Annotated in this window: 15 protein-coding genes and 1 tRNA gene; 13 read left to right on the top strand and 3 right to left on the bottom strand. The window is 66.9% G+C overall.

Going from position 1 to position 17,842, the window contains the following annotated elements:
• Positions 1-3 precede the first annotated feature (3 nt).
• From QRN07_RS17925 to QRN07_RS17950, 6 genes are all read left to right on the top strand, one after another.
• Positions 4-1,113 (top strand): prephenate dehydrogenase, encoded by a 1,110-nt coding sequence (locus QRN07_RS17925; RefSeq protein WP_050686069.1) that lies wholly within the window; start codon positions 4-6, stop codon positions 1,111-1,113.
• On the top strand, positions 1,113-1,826 hold the full coding sequence (gene cmk / locus QRN07_RS17930; RefSeq protein ID WP_050686071.1) for a (d)CMP kinase: 714 nt from the start codon (positions 1,113-1,115) through the stop codon (positions 1,824-1,826). Before QRN07_RS17925 ends, cmk begins: the two co-directional genes overlap by 1 nt.
• A 31-nt stretch (positions 1,827-1,857) precedes the next feature.
• Positions 1,858-2,553, top strand: a complete 696-nt coding sequence (locus tag QRN07_RS17935) for a lysophospholipid acyltransferase family protein (RefSeq protein WP_050686073.1) — start codon at positions 1,858-1,860, stop codon at positions 2,551-2,553.
• The gene (gene der / locus QRN07_RS17940; protein ID WP_056598716.1) at positions 2,550-4,100 is read left to right on the top strand and encodes a ribosome biogenesis GTPase Der; all 1,551 of its coding nucleotides are present in this window, start codon (positions 2,550-2,552) and stop codon (positions 4,098-4,100) included. The genes QRN07_RS17935 and der overlap by 4 nt, the downstream gene beginning before the upstream one ends.
• Positions 4,101-4,247: 147 nt before the next feature.
• Positions 4,248-4,324 (top strand) — tRNA-Pro (locus QRN07_RS17945).
• A 59-nt stretch (positions 4,325-4,383) separates the two neighbouring features.
• Positions 4,384-5,973 carry an ABC-F family ATP-binding cassette domain-containing protein gene (locus QRN07_RS17950; RefSeq protein WP_056598719.1) on the top strand — a complete coding sequence of 530 codons (1,590 nt, stop codon included), beginning with the start codon at positions 4,384-4,386 and terminating at the stop codon, positions 5,971-5,973.
• Between the two features lie 12 nt (positions 5,974-5,985).
• Here the strand turns inward: QRN07_RS17950 and QRN07_RS17955 are convergent, their stop codons facing one another.
• On the bottom strand, positions 5,986-6,855 hold the full coding sequence (locus QRN07_RS17955; RefSeq protein WP_285241806.1) for an Fpg/Nei family DNA glycosylase: 870 nt from the start codon (positions 6,853-6,855) through the stop codon (positions 5,986-5,988).
• 169 nt (positions 6,856-7,024) lie between these two features.
• On the opposite strand from QRN07_RS17955, the gene gcvH reads away from it, so the two are divergent.
• From gcvH to QRN07_RS17980, 5 genes are all read left to right on the top strand, one after another.
• Positions 7,025-7,411 (top strand): glycine cleavage system protein GcvH, encoded by a 387-nt coding sequence (gene gcvH / locus QRN07_RS17960; RefSeq protein ID WP_050686078.1) that lies wholly within the window; start codon positions 7,025-7,027, stop codon positions 7,409-7,411.
• 157 nt (positions 7,412-7,568) lie between these two features.
• Positions 7,569-8,045, top strand: coding sequence for an FHA domain-containing protein (locus QRN07_RS17965; protein ID WP_285241807.1), 477 nt, complete (start codon positions 7,569-7,571; stop codon positions 8,043-8,045).
• A 23-nt stretch (positions 8,046-8,068) separates the two neighbouring features.
• Positions 8,069-8,785: a transcriptional regulator FtsR gene (gene ftsR / locus QRN07_RS17970; protein WP_050686080.1), complete on the top strand. Its 717-nt coding sequence runs from the start codon at positions 8,069-8,071 to the stop codon at positions 8,783-8,785.
• Positions 8,785-9,288 (top strand): bifunctional nuclease family protein, encoded by a 504-nt coding sequence (locus tag QRN07_RS17975; RefSeq protein ID WP_050686081.1) that lies wholly within the window; start codon positions 8,785-8,787, stop codon positions 9,286-9,288. The genes ftsR and QRN07_RS17975 overlap by 1 nt, the downstream gene beginning before the upstream one ends.
• A 233-nt stretch (positions 9,289-9,521) precedes the next feature.
• A complete protein-coding gene (locus tag QRN07_RS17980; RefSeq protein ID WP_285241808.1) occupies positions 9,522-10,115 on the top strand; it encodes a MerR family transcriptional regulator in 594 nt (197 codons plus the stop codon).
• Positions 10,116-10,191: 76 nt separating this feature from the next.
• Here the strand turns inward: QRN07_RS17980 and QRN07_RS17985 are convergent, their stop codons facing one another.
• Positions 10,192-11,010: a ParA family protein gene (locus QRN07_RS17985; RefSeq protein ID WP_285241809.1), complete on the bottom strand. Its 819-nt coding sequence runs from the start codon at positions 11,008-11,010 to the stop codon at positions 10,192-10,194.
• 303 nt (positions 11,011-11,313) lie between these two features.
• Between QRN07_RS17985 and QRN07_RS17990 the strand changes: the two genes are divergently transcribed.
• Positions 11,314-14,709, top strand: a complete 3,396-nt coding sequence (locus QRN07_RS17990; protein ID WP_285241810.1) for a pyruvate carboxylase — start codon at positions 11,314-11,316, stop codon at positions 14,707-14,709.
• Between the two features lie 54 nt (positions 14,710-14,763).
• Here QRN07_RS17990 and QRN07_RS17995 read toward each other — a convergent pair whose 3' ends face one another.
• Complete coding sequence (locus tag QRN07_RS17995) at positions 14,764-16,572, bottom strand: AMP-dependent synthetase/ligase (protein WP_050684125.1); 1,809 nt, start codon at positions 16,570-16,572, stop codon at positions 14,764-14,766.
• Positions 16,573-16,749: 177 nt separating this feature from the next.
• Between QRN07_RS17995 and QRN07_RS18000 the strand changes: the two genes are divergently transcribed.
• A complete protein-coding gene (locus QRN07_RS18000; protein WP_285241811.1) occupies positions 16,750-17,841 on the top strand; it encodes an ROK family glucokinase in 1,092 nt (363 codons plus the stop codon).
• Position 17,842 lies beyond the last annotated feature (1 nt).

The following is a 17,842-nucleotide window of genomic DNA, read 5'->3' on the forward strand; positions in this document are numbered from 1 at the left end:
GGCATGTCCGCTTTCCAAAGCCAGGGCCGCGGGCACCTGGACGGGCCCGTGGTGGTCCTTGGCACGGGACTGCTCGGTGCCAGCATCGGGCTGGGACTGCGGGGCCGCGGGGTTCCCGTGTTCCTCGCGGACCCTTCGCCCACCAACCAGGCCGTGGCCGTGGACATCGGTGCGGGCCGGCCGTTGCCTGAACTGGGCAACGGCAGCCCGCAGCTGGTGGTGGTGGCTGCACCGCCGGACGTCACTGCCGAGGTGGTGGCCGGCGCCCTCGCCGACTACCCGCAGGCAACGGTTGTTGACATCGCCAGCGTGAAGGCGGACATCCTGGCCCGGCTGCGCGCCACCGGTGCGGACCTGTCCCGGTACGTGGGGACCCATCCCATGGCCGGCCGGGAGAAGTCCGGCCCGGTGGCGGCGCGCGGTGAACTTTTCACCTCCATGCCGTGGGTGGTTTGCCCCACCCCGGAAACCTCCGGAACTGCACTGCAGGCGGCCAGGGCCCTTGGCGCCGACCTGGGTGCCGTGGTGTCCCAGTTCACGGCGGACGAGCACGACGCTGCCGTGGCGCTGGTTTCCCACCTGCCCCAGGTGATGTCATCACTGCTGGCCAGCCGGCTCCAGGGGACGCCGCTGCACGCGCTGTCCCTGGCCGGCAACGGGCTCCGCGACGTCACACGCATCGCCGCCAGCGACCCCACCCTGTGGGTTCAGATCCTTGGCGGCAACGCCGCCAAGGTGGTGGAGATCCTCTATGGCGTCCGTGACGACCTGAACCGGCTTATCGGCACCCTTGAGCAGCCCACCGCTCCCGGCGCACGGCTTGACCTTGCCCAGCTCATCAGCGAAGGCAACGCCGGGCAGGCCCGTATCCCGGGCAAGCACGGCGGACCCCCGCAGGCCTACTCCTGGCTCACGGTCCTGGTGGACGACAAACCGGGCCAGATCGCTCAGCTGCTGACCGAAATCGGTGAAATCGGGGTAAACCTTGAGGACCTGCGCCTGGACCACTCGTCCGGACAAAACGTCGGCATGGTGGAATTGTCTGTGTTGCCGAACAAGCACGACCACCTGATCGAAGCCCTTAACGACCGCGGATGGCGGGTACTTTCGTAATGACACAGGAACTTCTCGACACCATGCCCGCGCTCCGCGTGGGCCGGCCGCTGGTAGTTGCCATCGACGGGCCTTCTGGCTCCGGCAAGTCCAGCGTCAGCAAGGAAGTGGCGCGCCGGCTCCGCCTTGCCTACCTTGACACCGGCGCGATGTACCGCGCCCTGACCTGGCACTGCGTTGACCAGGGCCTGGACCTGGAGGATGCGGCGGCCGTGGAGCAGGCCTCCCGGGACCTGGTGCTTGAGCTCAGCTCCAGCCCACAGGAGGACTTTGTCCGGGTGCGCGGAACGGACGTCACGGATGCCATCCGGGAGCCGGAAATCTCCGCTGCCGTCAGCGCCGTGGCCACCACTCTCGGCGCCCGGACCGAACTGATCCGCCGCCAGCGGGCGCTTATTGAAAAGCACCACCGCCGCATCGTCGTCGAGGGCAGGGACATCACCACCGTCGTCGCACCCGGCGCCGAAGTCCGGATGCTGCTCACCGCCAGCGAAGAGGCCCGCCTGCGCCGGCGCGGCATCCAGCTGGGCGGCACCCAAAGCGCGGAGCAGCTGGCAGCGCAGGTAACCCACCGCGACGCCAGGGATTCCACGGTGGTCAACTTCACCCAGGCAGCCGACGGCGTGGTGACCCTCGACTCGTCCGACCTGGACTTCGAGGAGACGGTGGATGCCGCCCTGGTGATCGTCACGAAAGTGCTGAACCGTGACTAAGGGCACAGCCGCTGTACCCGCCGGCTGGACCATGTCCTGGAGCCGGCCTGTGGGCTGGGTCCTGGACCACCTCATCTACCGGACCACCATCACCGGCAGGGACAACGTCCCCACCGGCGGCCCGGTGATCTTCGCCGGCAACCACATCAGCTTCCTGGACGGACCCGTGATGTTCGGGGCAGCACCGCGGCCCATGCACATCCTGGTCAAACAGGAAATGTTCAAGGGATTCCTGGGCCGGGTCCTCACCGCGTCCGGGCAGCTTCCCGTGGACCGGTCGGGGGACCGGGCTGCGCTGCAGCGGTGCACCAAACTGCTCGACGCCGGCCGGTGCGTTGGCATCCTGCCGGAAGGAACGCGGGGCAGCGGTGAAGCCGCGGGCATCAGCAGCGGCGTGGCCTGGCTGGCCCTGCAGACCGGCGCCCCGGTGGTGCCGGTCGCCATCCTGGGCACCAGGACCGGGGGCGAACACCTCGACTCAGTGCCCCGGCCGGGCCGGCGGTTGCACGTCAGCTTCGGCGGGGCCCTCACCTTGGGCCGCAGGGCCGGGGAAAGCGGGCGTGCTTCAATGGACAGGGCGGCGCAGGAGATCCGCGCAGCCCTGGCGGGGCACGTCCAGGACGCAGTCCGCCTCAGCGGACAGCGGTTGCCCGGCACCGGGGATCACACAGACTTGACAGCAGTAGCCGGGACGCCGGCAGATCAGACCTTAAGGACAATGCAATGAGCGATACGACTCAAACATCCGGCCACTCCGGCGCCGGCGAAGACGAATACACCCCCACCGGCTCCGACCAGGTGGCAGAGCGGATGGCAGCGATCGGCGACGACGAGGCGGAGCTCCGCGCTGCGTCCCTCCGGGCCGGCCTGGCTGACTACGACCTCGACGAGGACGACGCCGCCCTGCTCAGCGGGGACTACGACGACGCGGACTTTGACGGTCCCGTCCAGCTGGACCCGGTCCTGGCCATCATCGGCCGGCCCAACGTGGGCAAGTCCACGCTGGTCAACCGCATCCTGGGCCGCCGTGAAGCGGTGGTGGAAGACACCCCCGGTGTCACCCGCGACCGCGTGATGTACGCCGCCAACTGGAACGGCCAGAACTTCACCCTGGTGGACACCGGCGGCTGGGAGCACGACGCCCGCGGCATCCACGCCCGCGTTGCCGAGCAGGCCGAAATGGCCGTGGAGCTGGCCGACGCCGTGCTCTTTGTGGTGGACTCCGCCGTCGGCGCCACTGCCACGGACGAAGGCGTGATGAAAATGCTGCGCCGCAGCAAGAAGCCCGTCATCATGGTGGCGAACAAGGTGGACGACTTCGCCCAGGAAGCCGACTCGGCAGCACTCTGGGGCCTCGGCTTCGGCGAGCCGTACCCCGTCTCGGCCCTGCACGGCCGCGGCGTCGCGGACCTCCTCGACCACGTGATCGAGACCCTGCCCGAGTTCTCCACCATCGAGGGGGTGGAACGCTCCGGCGGTCCGCGCCGGATCGCCCTGATCGGCCGTCCCAACGTGGGCAAGTCCTCGCTGCTGAACAAGCTGGCCGGCTCCGAGCGCGTGGTGGTGGACAACACCGCCGGCACCACCCGGGACCCGGTTGACGAATTCATCGAACTCGGCGACCGGACCTGGCGGTTTGTTGACACCGCAGGCATCCGCCGCCGCCAGCACATGGCCCAGGGCGCGGATTACTACGCCTCGCTCCGGACCCAGGCTGCCCTCGAAAAAGCCGAGGTCGCCGTGGTGCTCCTGGCCGTGGACGAGGTCCTCAGCGAACAGGACGTCCGCATCCTGCAGCTCGCCATCGAATCCGGCCGGGCCATGGTCCTGGCCTTCAACAAATGGGACCTGCTTGACGACGAACGCCGCAGCTACCTGGAGAAGGAAATCGAACGGGACCTGGCCCACGTGGCCTGGGCTCCGCGCGTCAACATCTCCGCGCTGACCGGCTGGCACAAGGACCGCCTGGTGCCTGCCCTGGACCTGGCCCTGGAAAGCTGGGACAAGCGCATCCCCACAGGCCGCCTCAACGCCTTCCTCGGCGAACTCGTGGCGGCCCACCCGCACCCCGTCCGCGGCGGCAAGCAGCCCCGCATCCTCTTCGGCACCCAGGCCTCCAGCAGGCCGCCGAAGTTTGTGCTGTTCACCACCGGATTCCTGGATCCGGGCTACCGCCGGTTCATCACCCGCCGGCTCCGGGAAACGTTTGGTTTCGAAGGAACACCTATCGAGGTCAACATGCGTGTCCGGGAAAAACGCGGCAAGAAGCGTTAATTCCGACACACCTGGAAGGCAACAGCCGGAAAGTGTCACAGGCACCCTCCGGAATCGTGTAAGCTCTTCTAGGTGGTTCGGCCGGACTGCTGATGGAAATCCTGAAGGAATTCGGGGTGGACATACAGCGGAGAACGGCGGAACCAGCGGGCTGTAGCGCAGCTTGGTAGCGCACTTGACTGGGGGTCAAGGGGTCGCAGGTTCAAATCCTGTCAGCCCGACCAAATAAGGAAAAAGCACCCGAACATCGGGTGCTTTTTCCGTTTAAGCAGGAAGGACCGCAGTGAGCCTGGTTCGATTGAACGATGTCCACGTCCGTTTCGAGAACACGCAGATCCTGCGCGAGGCGTTCTTCCGCCTCGACGCCAAAGACCGGGTTGGCCTGATCGGCCGGAACGGCTCCGGCAAAACCACGCTGCTCAAACTCGTCCTGGACCAGGTGGAACCCGAGTCCGGCACCGTATCCGTGGATGAGGGCATCCGGATCGGGTACTTTTCCCAGTTCTCCGAACTGGATGGCACCGCCACCATCACCGAGGTCCTTGACGCCCTGTTCGTCGAGGTCCACGAAGTCGAGGCCGAACTGGCAGCCATCGACGCCGCGATCGCCGCCGATCCCGCAGGCGGCCCTGAGCAGGACCGGCTGATTGTCCGGCAGGCCGAACTGTTCGAAGCCATGGACCGGCTCGACGGGTGGGACTACCACCGGAAGATCGACCAGGCCCTGACCAAGCTCGGTTTTGTGGAAGCGCACCGGAGCTGCGCCATCGACGACCTCTCCGGCGGCTGGCGTAACCGCGCGGCCCTCGCCAGGATCATCCTGGAGGAACCGGACGTCCTGCTCCTGGATGAACCCACCAACTTCCTGGACATCCAGGGGGTGGAATGGCTGGAAGCGTGGTTCCGCGATTTCAAGGGCGCAGCCATCATCGTTTCCCACGACCGGAAGTTCCTTGACTCCGTCGCCACCCGCATCGTGGAAGTGGAGAACTTCCACCTCCACGAATACCCCGGAAACTTCGCCGAGTACGTCGTCACAAAACAGTTCCGGCTCAAGAGCCTCGAGGCCCAGTTTGTGCACGAATCCGAGCTGCTGGCCTTTGAAGCGGAGGGCATCGCCGACAGGCGCGAGGCCGCCAAAGCCGCCAGCAAGGGACTGAACAAACAGCTGGCCGGCATCAGGAAATCCCGGGCGCCTCGTCCCGTGGACGAAATCATCACCGAAATCTACCGCGGCCTGCACGTCAAGGACGTGCTGTGCCGGGTCAACGGGCTGGGCAAAGGGTACGGGGACCGCACGCTGTTCGCCGGCCTCGACTTCGAGGTCCGCCGCCGGAACCGGATCGTGGTGCGGGGCGCCAACGGCAGCGGCAAAAGCACCCTGCTGCGCGTCCTCACCGGCGAGGAAACAGCTGACACGGGCACCGTAGCCTGGGCTGCCGGCGCCAAAGTCATCTCCTACAACCAGGTCCTCGAAGACCTGGACGACGACGACACCCTCACCCACGCGGTCAACGCCATGCCCGACAGCCTGGCCCTCACCGCCACGCGCAAGTCGGTGGGACGCTTCCTGACCATGTTCCAGTTCTCCGAGGCGGACAAGAAGAAGCGCATCCGTGAACTGTCCGGCGGGCAGCGGGCCCGCGTCGCCATGGCCCAATGCCTGCTGTCCGGGGCGGCCGTGCTGCTCCTCGACGAGCCCACCAACCATTTGGACCTGCCCAGCACCCAGGTGATGGAACGCGCCCTGCTGCACTTCCCGGGCGCCGTGGTGGTGGTAAGCCACGACAGGTTCTTCACGGACAAGATCGCCAACCAGCTGATTGTGTTTGGCGGGGCAGCGGACGGAACCGTGGAAGTCCGGGCCGCCTAGTACCTCCGGGGTTTACTTCAGGAACTTCGACGTCCGGCGGTCTGCCAGGATCCTGCCCTTGGTCTGGCACGTGGGGCAGTACTGCAGGGCAGTGTCCGCGAAGGAGACCTCGCGGACGGTGTCCCCGCATACCGGGCAGGGCAGCCCGGTCCTGGCATGGACCCGCAGGTGGCTTCTTTTGACGTCCTTGAGGTCCTGCGGCGGCTTGCCCCGGGCCTCGGCCAGCGCCGCACCGAGGATGGTGTGGATGGCAGCGAACAGGGCAGCCACCTCGTCGGCAGCCAGGGACTTGGCGATCGCGAACGGTGAAATGCGCGCGGCGTGCAGGATCTCGTCGCTGTAGGCGTTACCGATCCCGGCAATAATGCCCTGGCTTCGAAGGACCCCCTTGATCTGCTGCGGACTTGCCCGCAGGATCTCCGCGAAGGTGCCGGCGTCGAACCCTGTACTGAGCGGATCCGGCCCCAAGGAAGCGATCCCCGGCACCTCCTGGGGGTCACGCACCACGTAGACGGCAAGGCTCTTGCGCGTACCGGCCTCGGTCAGGTCAAAGCCGTGGGGACCGTCCGGACCCTCGAACGCCAGCCGTGCGGCAATGTAGCCCTTGCCCTGCTTCAGCCGGCCGGCTGCGGGGGAGTCGGTGAAACGGACCCATCCTGCACGGGCCAGGTGGAACACCAGGGACAGGCCACCGGCATCGATGCTGACGAACTTCCCGAACCGGCGCACACCGTCCACCGTCCGGCCTTCCAGCGCCGAATACGGCGGGTCGGCCGTCTTGAGGACCGCGAACGACACAATCTGCACCGAGGACACCACGGCGCCCCGAAGGTGCTCGTCCAGGAATCCGGCCAGGCCGGCCACTTCCGGCATCTCCGGCATGTCCTACCGGCCCGGTTCCGGGCAGCGGGTGCGGGCGCGTCCACTCATGGGTCCCATCTTGTCGCAAAAGCCCCGCGAATGCAGCCACCGGATATGCCTATACTTTCACCGGCGGTCCGTTTCAGGGCCGGCGTTGACCTTGGTGTCCGAGCCGATTGAAAGGCCCCTGATGAGCAACATTCCCGAAGAGCTGTCCTACACCGCCGAACACGAGTGGGTCACCGCTCCCAACGCCGAGGGCGTGGTCCGGGTAGGCATCACCGACTTCGCGCAGGACGCGCTGGGTGACGTGGTGTATGCCCAACTGCCCGAAGCCGGCACCAAAGTTACGGCGAACGAAGTGGTGGGCGAGGTTGAATCCACCAAAAGCGTCAGCGACATCTACGCTCCCGTCAGCGGCGAAGTGGTGGCCCGCAACGAGTCGCTGGACAGTGATTCGGCCCTGATCAACACCGATCCCTATGGTGACGGCTGGCTCATCGAGGTCAAACTTGCCGAAGCGGACGCCGTTGAGTCGTTGCTCAGTGCATCCGAGTACGAACAGCAGGTAGGCTAAAGCCAACCGGTAAATCCGGTCCGGCCCCAGCGTTCCAGGCACGGCGTCTCCGCACGTCAGCTACAGGATGGGGTGCCGGAGCCGGACCTGCTGGGCAGGGCCGGTGGGTAATCGTTGGAAGCGGGCGCGCGCCCGCTGCGGAAATGAGGAGGAATCCATGGCTGGCCACACACAGAACCCTGCCGACGGGGAATACGGCACGGGTGCGGCTGGAGCGTCGGAGACCACCTCGATCCATCTCACACCGGTGGCGGACGAGCCCACCATAGCCCCGAAACTCTCCACCGAGGAACGCTCCTCCGTGGAAGCGCTGCCCGCGTTCTCGGCATTGCTCGTGGCGCACAGCGGCCCCAACGCCGGTGCCCGTTTCCTGCTGGATTCGGACGTCACCACCGCCGGACGCCACCCGGACGCTGATATTTTCCTTGACGACGTTACGGTCTCCCGGCGGCACGTCGAGTTCCGCCGCACCGACAAAAGCTTCGAAGTGGTGGACCGCAACAGCCTGAACGGCACATACGTCAACCACGACCGGGTGGACAGCGTGGAGCTCAAGTCCGGCAGCGAAGTCCAGATCGGCAAATTCCGCCTCACCTTCTACCTGAGCCCTGCCAGCGCTGCAGGCCGCAGCTGACCCGGGGACCACTGCCTGTGGCAATGGCACAACCCGAACGCCGGGGACCCCAGGTCCTGAACATCGGCGAAGTCCTCGCGCAGCTCAGCGGGGACTTCCCCGGCATGACCGCGTCCAAAATCCGGTTCCTTGAAGAAAAGGGACTTATCAACCCGCGGCGCACCCCCGCAGGTTACCGGCAGTATTCCGATGGCGACGTTGAGCGGCTCCGGTTTGTCCTGGCCCTGCAGCGCGACCAGTACCTCCCCCTGAAAGTGATCAAGGACTACCTTGACGCCATTGACAGGGGAGAGCGGCCGGAAAACCTGCCGCCCGGTGTTGTGGTCTCACCCCGGATCGTCTCCGATGAACTCGCTGCCGAGCTGCAGAACCGAGGCCGGACCCTGACTGAGGAACAGCTCCGCACCGAATCCGGTGCCAGCGTTCCCCTCCTGCAGTCGCTCCTGAGCTTTGGCCTGATCACCCACACCGGTGGCCGGTTCGAGGAACATGCCCTCCAGGTGGCCCGCGCCTGTGTGCAGCTGGAAAGCCACGGGCTCGAACCCCGCCACCTGCGGCCGTTCCAGGCCGCGGCCGAACGCGAGTTCGGGCTCGTGGAGCGCGTTGTCGCCCCGCTGGCATCCCGGAAGGACGCCGCGTCGCAGGCCCGGGCGGCCGAGGCCGCCCGCGAAATCAGCGACCTCTGCCTCACCCTCCACCGCGCCCTGGTGCAGGACCACATCTCCCGCATGGACATCTGATGATTGAAGTGGAAATCGTGGGCGTGCGGATCGAACTGCCCTCCAACCAGCCCCTGGTACTGCTCCGGGAAATCCACGGGGAACGTCACGTACCCATCTGGATCGGCACCCCTGAGGCGAGTGCCATTGCGCTGGCGCAGCAGGGAGTGGTCCCGCCCCGGCCCATGACCCATGACCTCCTGGTGGACGTGGTGGAATCCCTGGGCCACGCCGTGGTCAGCGTCAACATCGTTGCCGTTGAGGACAACATCTTCTACGGCCAGCTCCAGTTCGACAATGGGACCACCGTCAGTTCCCGGGCATCGGACGCCCTGGCCGTGGCGCTCCGGGCGAAATGCCGCATCTGGTGTGCCGACTCCGTGATGGATGAGGCGGGCGTGCGGATCACCGAACACGATGAGGGTGAGGACACCCAGCCGGGACCCACCGCCGACGAGGAGCGCGAGCTACGCCGGTTCCGGGAGTTCCTTGACGACGTGGAACCCGAGGATTTCGACAGCTGAAGGTCACGTTAAGGTTAAAGTTGAGGCTGAAAGTTTCGACACGCCTGCGCAAAGCCGTCAACGTCTTTGACCTTGTGCCCCGCCGGGCCTAACGTCGAAGTATCAAGTTCCCATTGCTTACGGCAGCCGGGCAAGTCACACTGGAAAGTGCGCCCTGCGGAAATTACATTCATGGCCTTTGTGCCTGATGACGCTGCAGTTGTTCCCGGGAGCGCACAACAAGGAGGATCCAGGTGAGTCCCAAAGGCGAATCAGGCGGGCTGAAACAGCCCACTGCCGGCGTTGCTCTGCCCGTCAGCGGAGCCCAGGGACTCCTGTTCACGGAGGATCTCCCGGTCCTGGACGAGGACGCGGGCTACCGCGGCCCTACGGCGTGCAAGGCCGCTGGCATCACCTACCGCCAGCTGGACTATTGGGCCCGCACCGGGTTGGTGGAACCCGCTGTCCGCGGCGCCGCCGGCTCCGGTTCCCAGCGCCTTTATGGCTTCCGGGACATCCTGGTCCTGAAAGTGGTCAAGCGGCTCCTGGACACTGGGGTTTCGCTGCAGCAGATCCGCACAGCGGTGGAACACCTGCGGGAGCGCGGAGTGGAGGACCTGGCCCAGATCACGCTCATGAGCGACGGCGCCAGCGTCTACGAGTGCACCTCCGCGGACGAAGTCATTGATCTTGTACAGGGCGGCCAGGGGGTGTTCGGCATCGCCGTGGGCCGCGTCTGGCGTGAGGTGGAAGGCAGTCTCGCTTCCCTTCCCAGCGAACACGCCGCCGAACATTCCTTTCCCGACGACGAACTGAGTAAACGCCGGGCGGCACGGAAGATCAGCTGATACCAGGCTGGAACAACGAGAAAGGGCCGCTCATTGGAGCGGCCCTTTCTCGTTGCCTGGGTGCAGTGCGGGGTTGTCAGCGCGCGCGGCTCCGCAGGCCGGCTCCTGCTGCCATCAGATTCGCCAGCAGGTCGTCAAAAAGCAGGGCGGCGGACTTGGCGGAATCACCGGGCCAGTGGTGCACCGGATGGGCGGCGCCCTGGATCTGCTGCCAGTTGGCCTGCTCCGGAATCCGGGGGCTCAGCAGGAGGTCGCCGAACATTGATTCCATTTCCGCGAGGCGGTAGGTGTGTTCGGACGACCCGGACCGGACCCGGTTGGCCACGATCCCGGCGGGGGAGAGGTTGGGGGCGAACTCGCGGCGGAAGAGCTGGATGGCGCGCATGGTGCGTTCCGTTCCGGCCACCGAGAACAGGCCCGGCTCGGCCACCAGGGCCACTTTGTCGCTGGCTGACCAGGCCATCCTGGTCAGGCCGTTAAGCGACGGCGGGCAATCGATCAGCACCAGCTCGTAGGTCCCGGCGCCGGCCAGCACCGTTGACAGCCTGCGCAGGTCGCGCCGGCCAAGATCAGGCCGGTCGTAGATGCCCGTATAAGCGGAGCCCACCGCAACATCGAGCACGGCGGGGCCCGCACCGTTGCTCTTGGCCCGGGCGGTCCAGCCGCTGCCCACCACGTTCTCCGCAAGCCTGGCGCGGCGGGGGCTTTTCAGCATCCGGCCGATGTCCAGCTGGCCGTCCTGCTGGACGCCGAGGGCGGTGGTGGCGTCCGCGTGCGGATCAAGGTCCACAACCAGCGTGCGGATGCCCGCGGCCAGCGCCGCAGACGCCAATCCTGTGGTGACGGAAGTCTTACCGACTCCACCCTTAAGGCTGCTGATGCTGACTACTTGCACTGGAAGACCAAAACCTAACGCCGGATGCCGTGTTGGGAGCAGAGATGCTCCGGCGGAGCCGAAGCAGGGCAGCCCTGCTGCCCCAACCATCATATGTTGACGGCCGGGCTAATCCTGCGTTCAGCAGGCCCCGGGCATGGCACCGGCGCCCAAGGCCGGGAGGCGGTTCTTTCGGGCCCGGTGGAAGCGGCGAGGAGATGACGGCGAAATCTGTGACGGTTGCCACAAAGATTTGTGTTTGGCGGCAACGGTCCTAGACACTGTGACCACTCACCGATCCACCCGCGATGATGCAGGAGAAGTATGTTTTCCAAGATTCTGGTGGCCAACCGCGGCGAAATCGCGATCAGGGCCTTCCGCGCCAGCTACGAGCTGGGCGCCAAGACCGTTGCTGTGTTTCCCAACGAGGACCGCAACTCGATCCACCGCCAGAAGGCCGATGAGGCCTACCTCATTGGCGAGCAGGGACACCCCGTCCGGGCCTACCTGGACGTTGCCGAAGTTGTACGGGTGGCCAAGGAGTCCGGTGCGGACGCCATCTACCCCGGCTACGGCTTCCTTTCCGAGAACCCGGACCTGGCCCGCGCGGCCAAAGAAGCGGGCATCACCTTTGTTGGGCCGCCCGCCGAGGTCCTGGAGCTCGCCGGCAACAAGGTCGCAGCCCTGAAGGCTGCCAAGGAAGCCGGCGTGCCCGTCCTTAAGTCCAGCGAGCCGTCCAAGGACCTCGATGAACTGATCGCCGCCGCCGACGAAATCGGCTTCCCCATCTTCGCCAAGGCCGTGGCCGGCGGCGGCGGCCGCGGCATGCGGCGCGTCGACACCCGTGAAGCGCTTCCGGAAGCCCTCCAGGCAGCCATGCGCGAGGCGGACGCCGCATTCGGGGACCCCACCATGTTCCTCGAACAGGCAGTCCTGCGGCCCCGCCACATTGAAGTGCAGATCCTCGCGGACGCTGAGGGCAACGTGATGCACCTCTTCGAGCGTGACTGTTCCATCCAGCGCCGGCACCAGAAGGTCATCGAGATCGCCCCGGCCCCCAACCTGGACGAAGGCATCCGCCAGGCCCTCTACCGGGACGCCGTAAAATTTGCCCGCGCCCTGAACTACGTCAACGCCGGAACCGTCGAGTTCCTGGTGGACACCGTGGGCGAACGCGCCGGACAGCACGTGTTCATCGAGATGAACCCCCGCATCCAGGTGGAGCACACCGTGACGGAGGAAGTCACGGATGTGGACCTGGTCCAGGCCCAGCTGCGGATCGCCGCCGGCGAAACCCTCGCGGACCTCGGCCTGTCCCAGGAAACCGTCCAGCTCAAGGGCGCCGCCCTGCAGAGCCGCATCACCACCGAGGACCCGGCCAACGGGTTCCGGCCCGACGTCGGAAAGATCACCGGTTACCGTTCCGCCGGTGGCGCAGGCGTAAGGCTCGACGGCGGCACCGTCTACTCGGGTGCCGAAATCAGCCCCCACTTCGACTCCATGCTGGTCAAGCTCACCTGCCGCGGCCGGGACTACCCTGCTGCCGTGGCCCGGGCCCGCCGCGCCCTCGCGGAGTTCCGGATCCGTGGCGTCTCCACCAACATTTCGTTCCTGCAGGCGGTGCTGGACGATCCCGACTTCATCGCCGGCAACGTGGCCACCAGCTTCATCGACGAACGCCCGGAGCTCCTTAAGGCCCGCGTCTCCGCTGACCGCGGCACCAAGCTCCTGACGTGGCTGGCAGATGTGACAGTCAACAAGCCCAACGGCGAACTGAAGGTCCACTCGAACCCGGCAGACAAGCTTCCCGCCGTCAAGGGCCTGCCGGCGGCACCCGGTTCCCGCCAGAAACTCCAGGAGCTCGGACCCGAGGGGTTCGCCGCGGCGCTGCGGGCGCAAAACGCCGTCGCCGTCACGGACACCACGTTCCGCGACGCGCACCAGTCGTTGCTGGCCACCCGTGTCCGCACCCGCGACCTGGTGGCAGCCGGACCCGCCGTCACGGCGCTCCTGCCGGAACTGCTCTCCGTTGAGGCCTGGGGCGGTGCAACCTACGACGTTGCCCTGCGCTTCCTCGGCGAGGACCCCTGGGACCGGCTGGCGGCCCTGCGCAAGGCGCTGCCCAACGTCTGCCTGCAGATGCTGCTCCGCGGCCGGAACACCGTGGGTTACACCCCGTACCCGGAAGAGGTGACCGAAGCCTTCGTTAACGAAGCGGCTGCCACCGGCATCGACATCTTCCGGATCTTCGATGCGCTCAATGACGTCAACCAGATGGCCCCGGCCATCCGCGCCGTCCGGGCCACCGGAACCGCCGTGGCCGAGGTGGCACTCTGCTACACCTCGGACATGCTCGACCCGGCGGAGACGCTCTACACGCTTGACTATTACCTGGCCCTGGCGCAGAAGATCGTCGACGCCGGCGCTCACATCCTCGCCATCAAGGACATGGCCGGCCTGCTGCGCCCTGCCGCCGCAGCCAAACTCGTCACCGCCCTTCGCGAGCGGTTCGACCTGCCGGTGCACCTGCACACCCACGACACCGCAGGCGGCCAGCTGGCCACGCTCCTGGCGGCCGTGGACGCCGGTGTGGACGCCGTGGATGTGGCCTCCGCATCCCTGGCAGGCACCACCAGCCAGCCTTCCGCTTCGGCCCTGGTCGCGGGTCTGGCCCACACGCCCCGCGACACGGGGCTCAGCCTGGCCGCCGTCAGCTCGCTGGAGCCGTACTGGGAGGCGGTCCGCCGCGTCTACGCCCCGTTCGAATCCGGCCTGCCGGGCCCCACAGGGCGCGTGTACCAGCACGAGATCCCCGGCGGCCAGCTCTCCAACCTCCGCCAGCAGGCAATGGCCCTGGGCCTGGGGGAGCGTTTCGAAGCCATCGAGGACATGTACACCGCTGCGGACCGCATCCTGGGCCGCCTGGTGAAGGTCACGCCGTCGTCCAAGGTGGTCGGTGACCTGGCCCTGCACCTGGTGGGCCTGAACGCCGACCCGGCGGACTTCAACGAAAACCCGCAGAACTACGACATCCCCGATTCCGTCATCGGCTTCCTGTCCGGCGAACTGGGGGATCCTCCCGGTGGCTGGCCGGAGCCGTTCCGCACCAAGGCACTCCAGGGCCGGGCCGTGAAGGTCCGGGACGTGGAGCTCAGCGCCGAGGACAGCGCGGCGCTGAAGGCGGATTCCAAAACCCGCCAGCACACGCTGAACCGGCTCCTGTTCGCAGGCCCCACCAAGGACTACCTCAAGAGCGTCGAAACCTTCGGCAACATCTCGGTCCTGGATACCCGCGACTACCTGTACGGGCTGCAGCAGGGCACCGAACACGAGATCACGCTGGAGCGCGGCGTCCGGCTGATCGCTTCCCTCGAAGCAGTCTCGGAGCCGGATGAGAAGGGCATGCGCACCGTGATGTGCACCCTCAACGGCCAGTCCCGGCCCGTGGTGGTAAGGGACCGGTCAGTGGTGAGCAACGTCAAGGCTGCCGAGAGGGCAGACCCGGCCCAGCAGGGCCACGTCGCAGCGCCGTTCGCCGGCGCCGTAACGGTGACCGTGAAGGCCGGTGACACCGTCAGCGCCGGGGATACAATCGCCACCATCGAAGCCATGAAGATGGAGGCGTCCATCACGACGCCGGTGGGCGGCACTGTTTCACGGCTCGCCATCTCCGCGGTGGAGCAGGTCCAGGGCGGGGACCTGTTGCTCGTCATCGCCTAGGCAGCAAAAAAGCGCGGGGCCACGTGAGGTGGCCCCGCGCTTTTGTGTTCCCCGTCAGCCCCGCGGGGCCGCGTACATCTCGTCGATGACCGTCTCGAAGTCCTTCATGACCTGGGCGCGCTTGACCTTCATGGATGGGGTCAGGTGCCCTGACGCTTCGGTGAAGTCAGCCGGGACGATCCGGAACGACTTGATGGCCTCCGCCTGGGAGACCGAGGCGTTGGCCGCGGTGATGAGGTCCTGGACGGCGGCCTTCACCACGGGATGGCCCGCAGCGTCCGCCAGGGACGTATCGCCCGGCAGGCCGTGGCGCTGGAGCCAGCCCGGCAGCGCCTCGGTGTCCAGCGTGACCAGTGCTCCGATGAAGGGCCGGTTATCGCCCACCACCAGCACCTGCGACACCAGGGCGTCAGCCCGGATCTGGTCTTCGAGGAGAGCCGGGATCACGTTCTTGCCGCCGGCGGTGACGATGATTTCCTTCTTCCGGCCGGTGATCCAGACGAAGCCGTCCTCATCGAGGCGGCCGATGTCACCCGTCCGGAACCAGCCGTCCACGAAGGTTTCGGCCATCAGCTCTTCGCGGTGGTAGTAGCCGTGCATCACGCAAACGCCCTTGGCGAGGATTTCGCCGTCGTCGGCAATCCTGACCGCGTTGCCCGGCAGCGGCTTGCCGACCGAGCCGATCTTGATCCTGGACGGGGTGTTGACCGAAATCGGCGCCGTGGTTTCGGTCAGGCCGTAGCCTTCTAGGACCTGCATTCCGATGCCCTGGAAGAAGTGGCCCAGGCGTTCGCCCAGGGGGCCGCCGCCGGACACGGCGTGGGCAACCTGCCCGCCCATGGCGGCGCGGAGCTTGCCGTAGACCAGTTTGTCGAAAAGCGCGTGGCGCAATTTGAGGCCCAGGCCCACACGGCCGTCCTGCCGGGCTTTGGAGTAGGCGATCGCGGTATCGGCTGCCCGGTGGAAGATGGCGCCCTTGCCACCGTCCTCGGCCTTGGTCAGTGCCGAGTTGTAGACCTTCTCAAAGACGCGGGGTACTGCCAGGATGAACGTGGGCTCGTAGCTCTGCAGGTCCGCCAGGAGGTTCTTGATGTCCGGCGTGTGGGCCACGGTGGTGCCACCGGCCATGGCCAGGACGGAAATGAACCGGGCGAATACGTGCGCCAGGGGAAGGAACATGATGGTCTTGGCGTTTTCGTGGACGATCTCGCCGATGATCGACAGTGCGTTGTCCGAGAGTTCCACAAAATTGCCGTGGGTCAGTTCACAACCCTTGGGCCTGCCGGTGGTTCCGGAGGTGTAGATGATGGTGGCGACGTCGGCCAGGCCGGCCGTGGAGCGGCGCTGCTCCAGGTCCGCATCGCTGACGTCCCCGCCGGCCCCGCGGAGGGCATCCAGGCCGGCGCCTTCCAGCTGCCAGACGTGCTGGAGCCCCGTCAGGGCCTCGGACGTGACGGCCTGCCGGATGATGTTCTCGTGGTGCGCGGACTCTGCAAACGCGGCCACGGCGCCGGAGTCGCCAAGGTTCCAGGCCACCTGCGACGGCGACGACGTTTCGTAGATCGGGACCGAAACCGCGCCGGCGAACCAGATGGCAAAGTCCACCAGGGACCACTCGTAGCGCGTCCGGGACATGATGCCCACGCGGTCACCGGCACCCACGCCGCTGGCGATCAGGCCCTTGGCCAGGACCTGGACGTCGGCCAGGAAGTCCGTGGCGGAAATGTCCTGCCAGGCGCCTGCCGCATCAAGCCGGGAAAACAGTGCGGGGTTGCTGGCTTTGGTGGCCTGCCGCAGTACCAGGTCGGTGATGTTGGTCTCCGGTGCGACAACAACAAGAGGCGGAACACTGAATTCGCGCACTATAGCTCCTTTGATATCCGAGGTCCCGCGCTGGGGTATGCCCCAAGACTAGTATGCCCGCGCAGGCCCATGCAGTAACCAAAGCTACTGGTGAGTAACTTAGTCGTCAATCGGTCCGGCGCCCGGCGTGTGCCGGATTCGCTGCCCGGTCCCGGTGCAGACCTAGAATGGTGGACTATGTACGCACCACCCCCCGGCGAACAGGCCGGCTCCCCGAGAAGGTCCGCCCCGTGGCGGCGCAGGCCCGCCGCCTACCGCGCCAGGGCCCGGCACGGTGAAGGCTTCCGCGAGCACCTGAGGCTGGGCCGGAAGGGCCTGGCCATCGGGATCGACATCGGCGGCACCAAGGTCGCCGCAGGCGTGGTGGACGCCGAAGGCAGGATCCTTCGGGAAGCCCGGCGGTCAACGCCCGGCAACGATCCGCGGGCCGTGGAACGCGTCATTGTGGAACTCGTGGCGGAACTTGGGCAGGGCCACCGGATCTGGTCCGTGGGCATCGGCGCTGCCGGCTGGATGGACCTTGACGGCGGCACGGTGCTGTTCAGTCCGCACCTCGCCTGGCGCAACGAGCCCCTGCGCGCCAACCTCCAGCGCCTGCTCCGCCGCCCCGTGCTGCTGGCGAACGACGCCGATGCCGCTGCCTGGGCCGAATGGCGCTTTGGCGCCGGCCAGGGCGAGGACCGGCTGGTCTGCATCACGCTGGGCACCGGAATCGGCGGGGCCATGGTGATGGACGGCAGGGTGGAGCGGGGACGCTTCGGGGTGGCCGGCGAATTCGGCCACCAGGTCATTATGCCCGGCGGGCACCGCTGTGAATGCGGCAACCGGGGCTGCTGGGAGCAGTACGCCTCCGGCAACGCCCTGGGCCGGGAAGCCCGGCTGCTGGCCAGCGCCAACTCGCCCATGGCGCAGGACCTGCTGACGGCGGTGGGCGGACATGCGGACGCCATCACCGGGGCGGTGGTGACGGAGCTGGCGCTCGCCGGCGACTCCGCCTCCCGCGAACTGCTGGAGGAAGTGGGGGAGTGGCTGGGCCTGGGCCTGGCCAACCTCGCCGCAGCCCTGGATCCAGGCCTCTTTGTGATTGGTGGCGGGCTGTGTTCGGCCGGGGACCTCCTGGTGGAACCGGCCCGTAAGGCTTTTGCCCGCAACCTGACGGGCCGGGGTTTCCGGCCCGTGGCAGGCATCGAGCTGGCGGCGCTGGGGCCCAAGGCCGGTCTGATCGGTGCCGCTGACCTGTCCAGGGTAAGCAGCCGCGTCCGCAGCTAGC

Source organism: Pseudarthrobacter sp. MEB009, from assembly GCF_030208875.1.
Classification (GTDB): Bacteria; Actinomycetota; Actinomycetes; order Actinomycetales; family Micrococcaceae; genus Arthrobacter.

Bases quoted from the DNA above. Each gene is read 5' to 3' on its own strand.
- QRN07_RS17925 (WP_050686069.1), top strand. From the start codon at position 4: ATGTCCGCTTTCCAAAGCCAGGGCCGCGGGCACCTGGACGGGCCCGTG.
- cmk (WP_050686071.1), top strand. From the start codon at position 1,113: ATGACACAGGAACTTCTCGACACCATGCCCGCGCTCCGCGTGGGCCGG.
- QRN07_RS17935 (WP_050686073.1), top strand. From the start codon at position 1,858: ATGTCCTGGAGCCGGCCTGTGGGCTGGGTCCTGGACCACCTCATCTAC.
- der (WP_056598716.1), top strand. From the start codon at position 2,550: ATGAGCGATACGACTCAAACATCCGGCCACTCCGGCGCCGGCGAAGAC.
- QRN07_RS17955 (WP_285241806.1), bottom strand. From the start codon at position 6,855: ATGCCGGAGATGCCGGAAGTGGCCGGCCTGGCCGGATTCCTGGACGAG.
- gcvH (WP_050686078.1), top strand. From the start codon at position 7,025: ATGAGCAACATTCCCGAAGAGCTGTCCTACACCGCCGAACACGAGTGG.
- QRN07_RS17965 (WP_285241807.1), top strand. From the start codon at position 7,569: ATGGCTGGCCACACACAGAACCCTGCCGACGGGGAATACGGCACGGGT.
- ftsR (WP_050686080.1), top strand. From the start codon at position 8,069: ATGGCACAACCCGAACGCCGGGGACCCCAGGTCCTGAACATCGGCGAA.
- QRN07_RS17975 (WP_050686081.1), top strand. From the start codon at position 8,785: ATGATTGAAGTGGAAATCGTGGGCGTGCGGATCGAACTGCCCTCCAAC.
- QRN07_RS17990 (WP_285241810.1), top strand. From the start codon at position 11,314: ATGTTTTCCAAGATTCTGGTGGCCAACCGCGGCGAAATCGCGATCAGG.
- QRN07_RS18000 (WP_285241811.1), top strand. From the start codon at position 16,750: ATGTACGCACCACCCCCCGGCGAACAGGCCGGCTCCCCGAGAAGGTCC.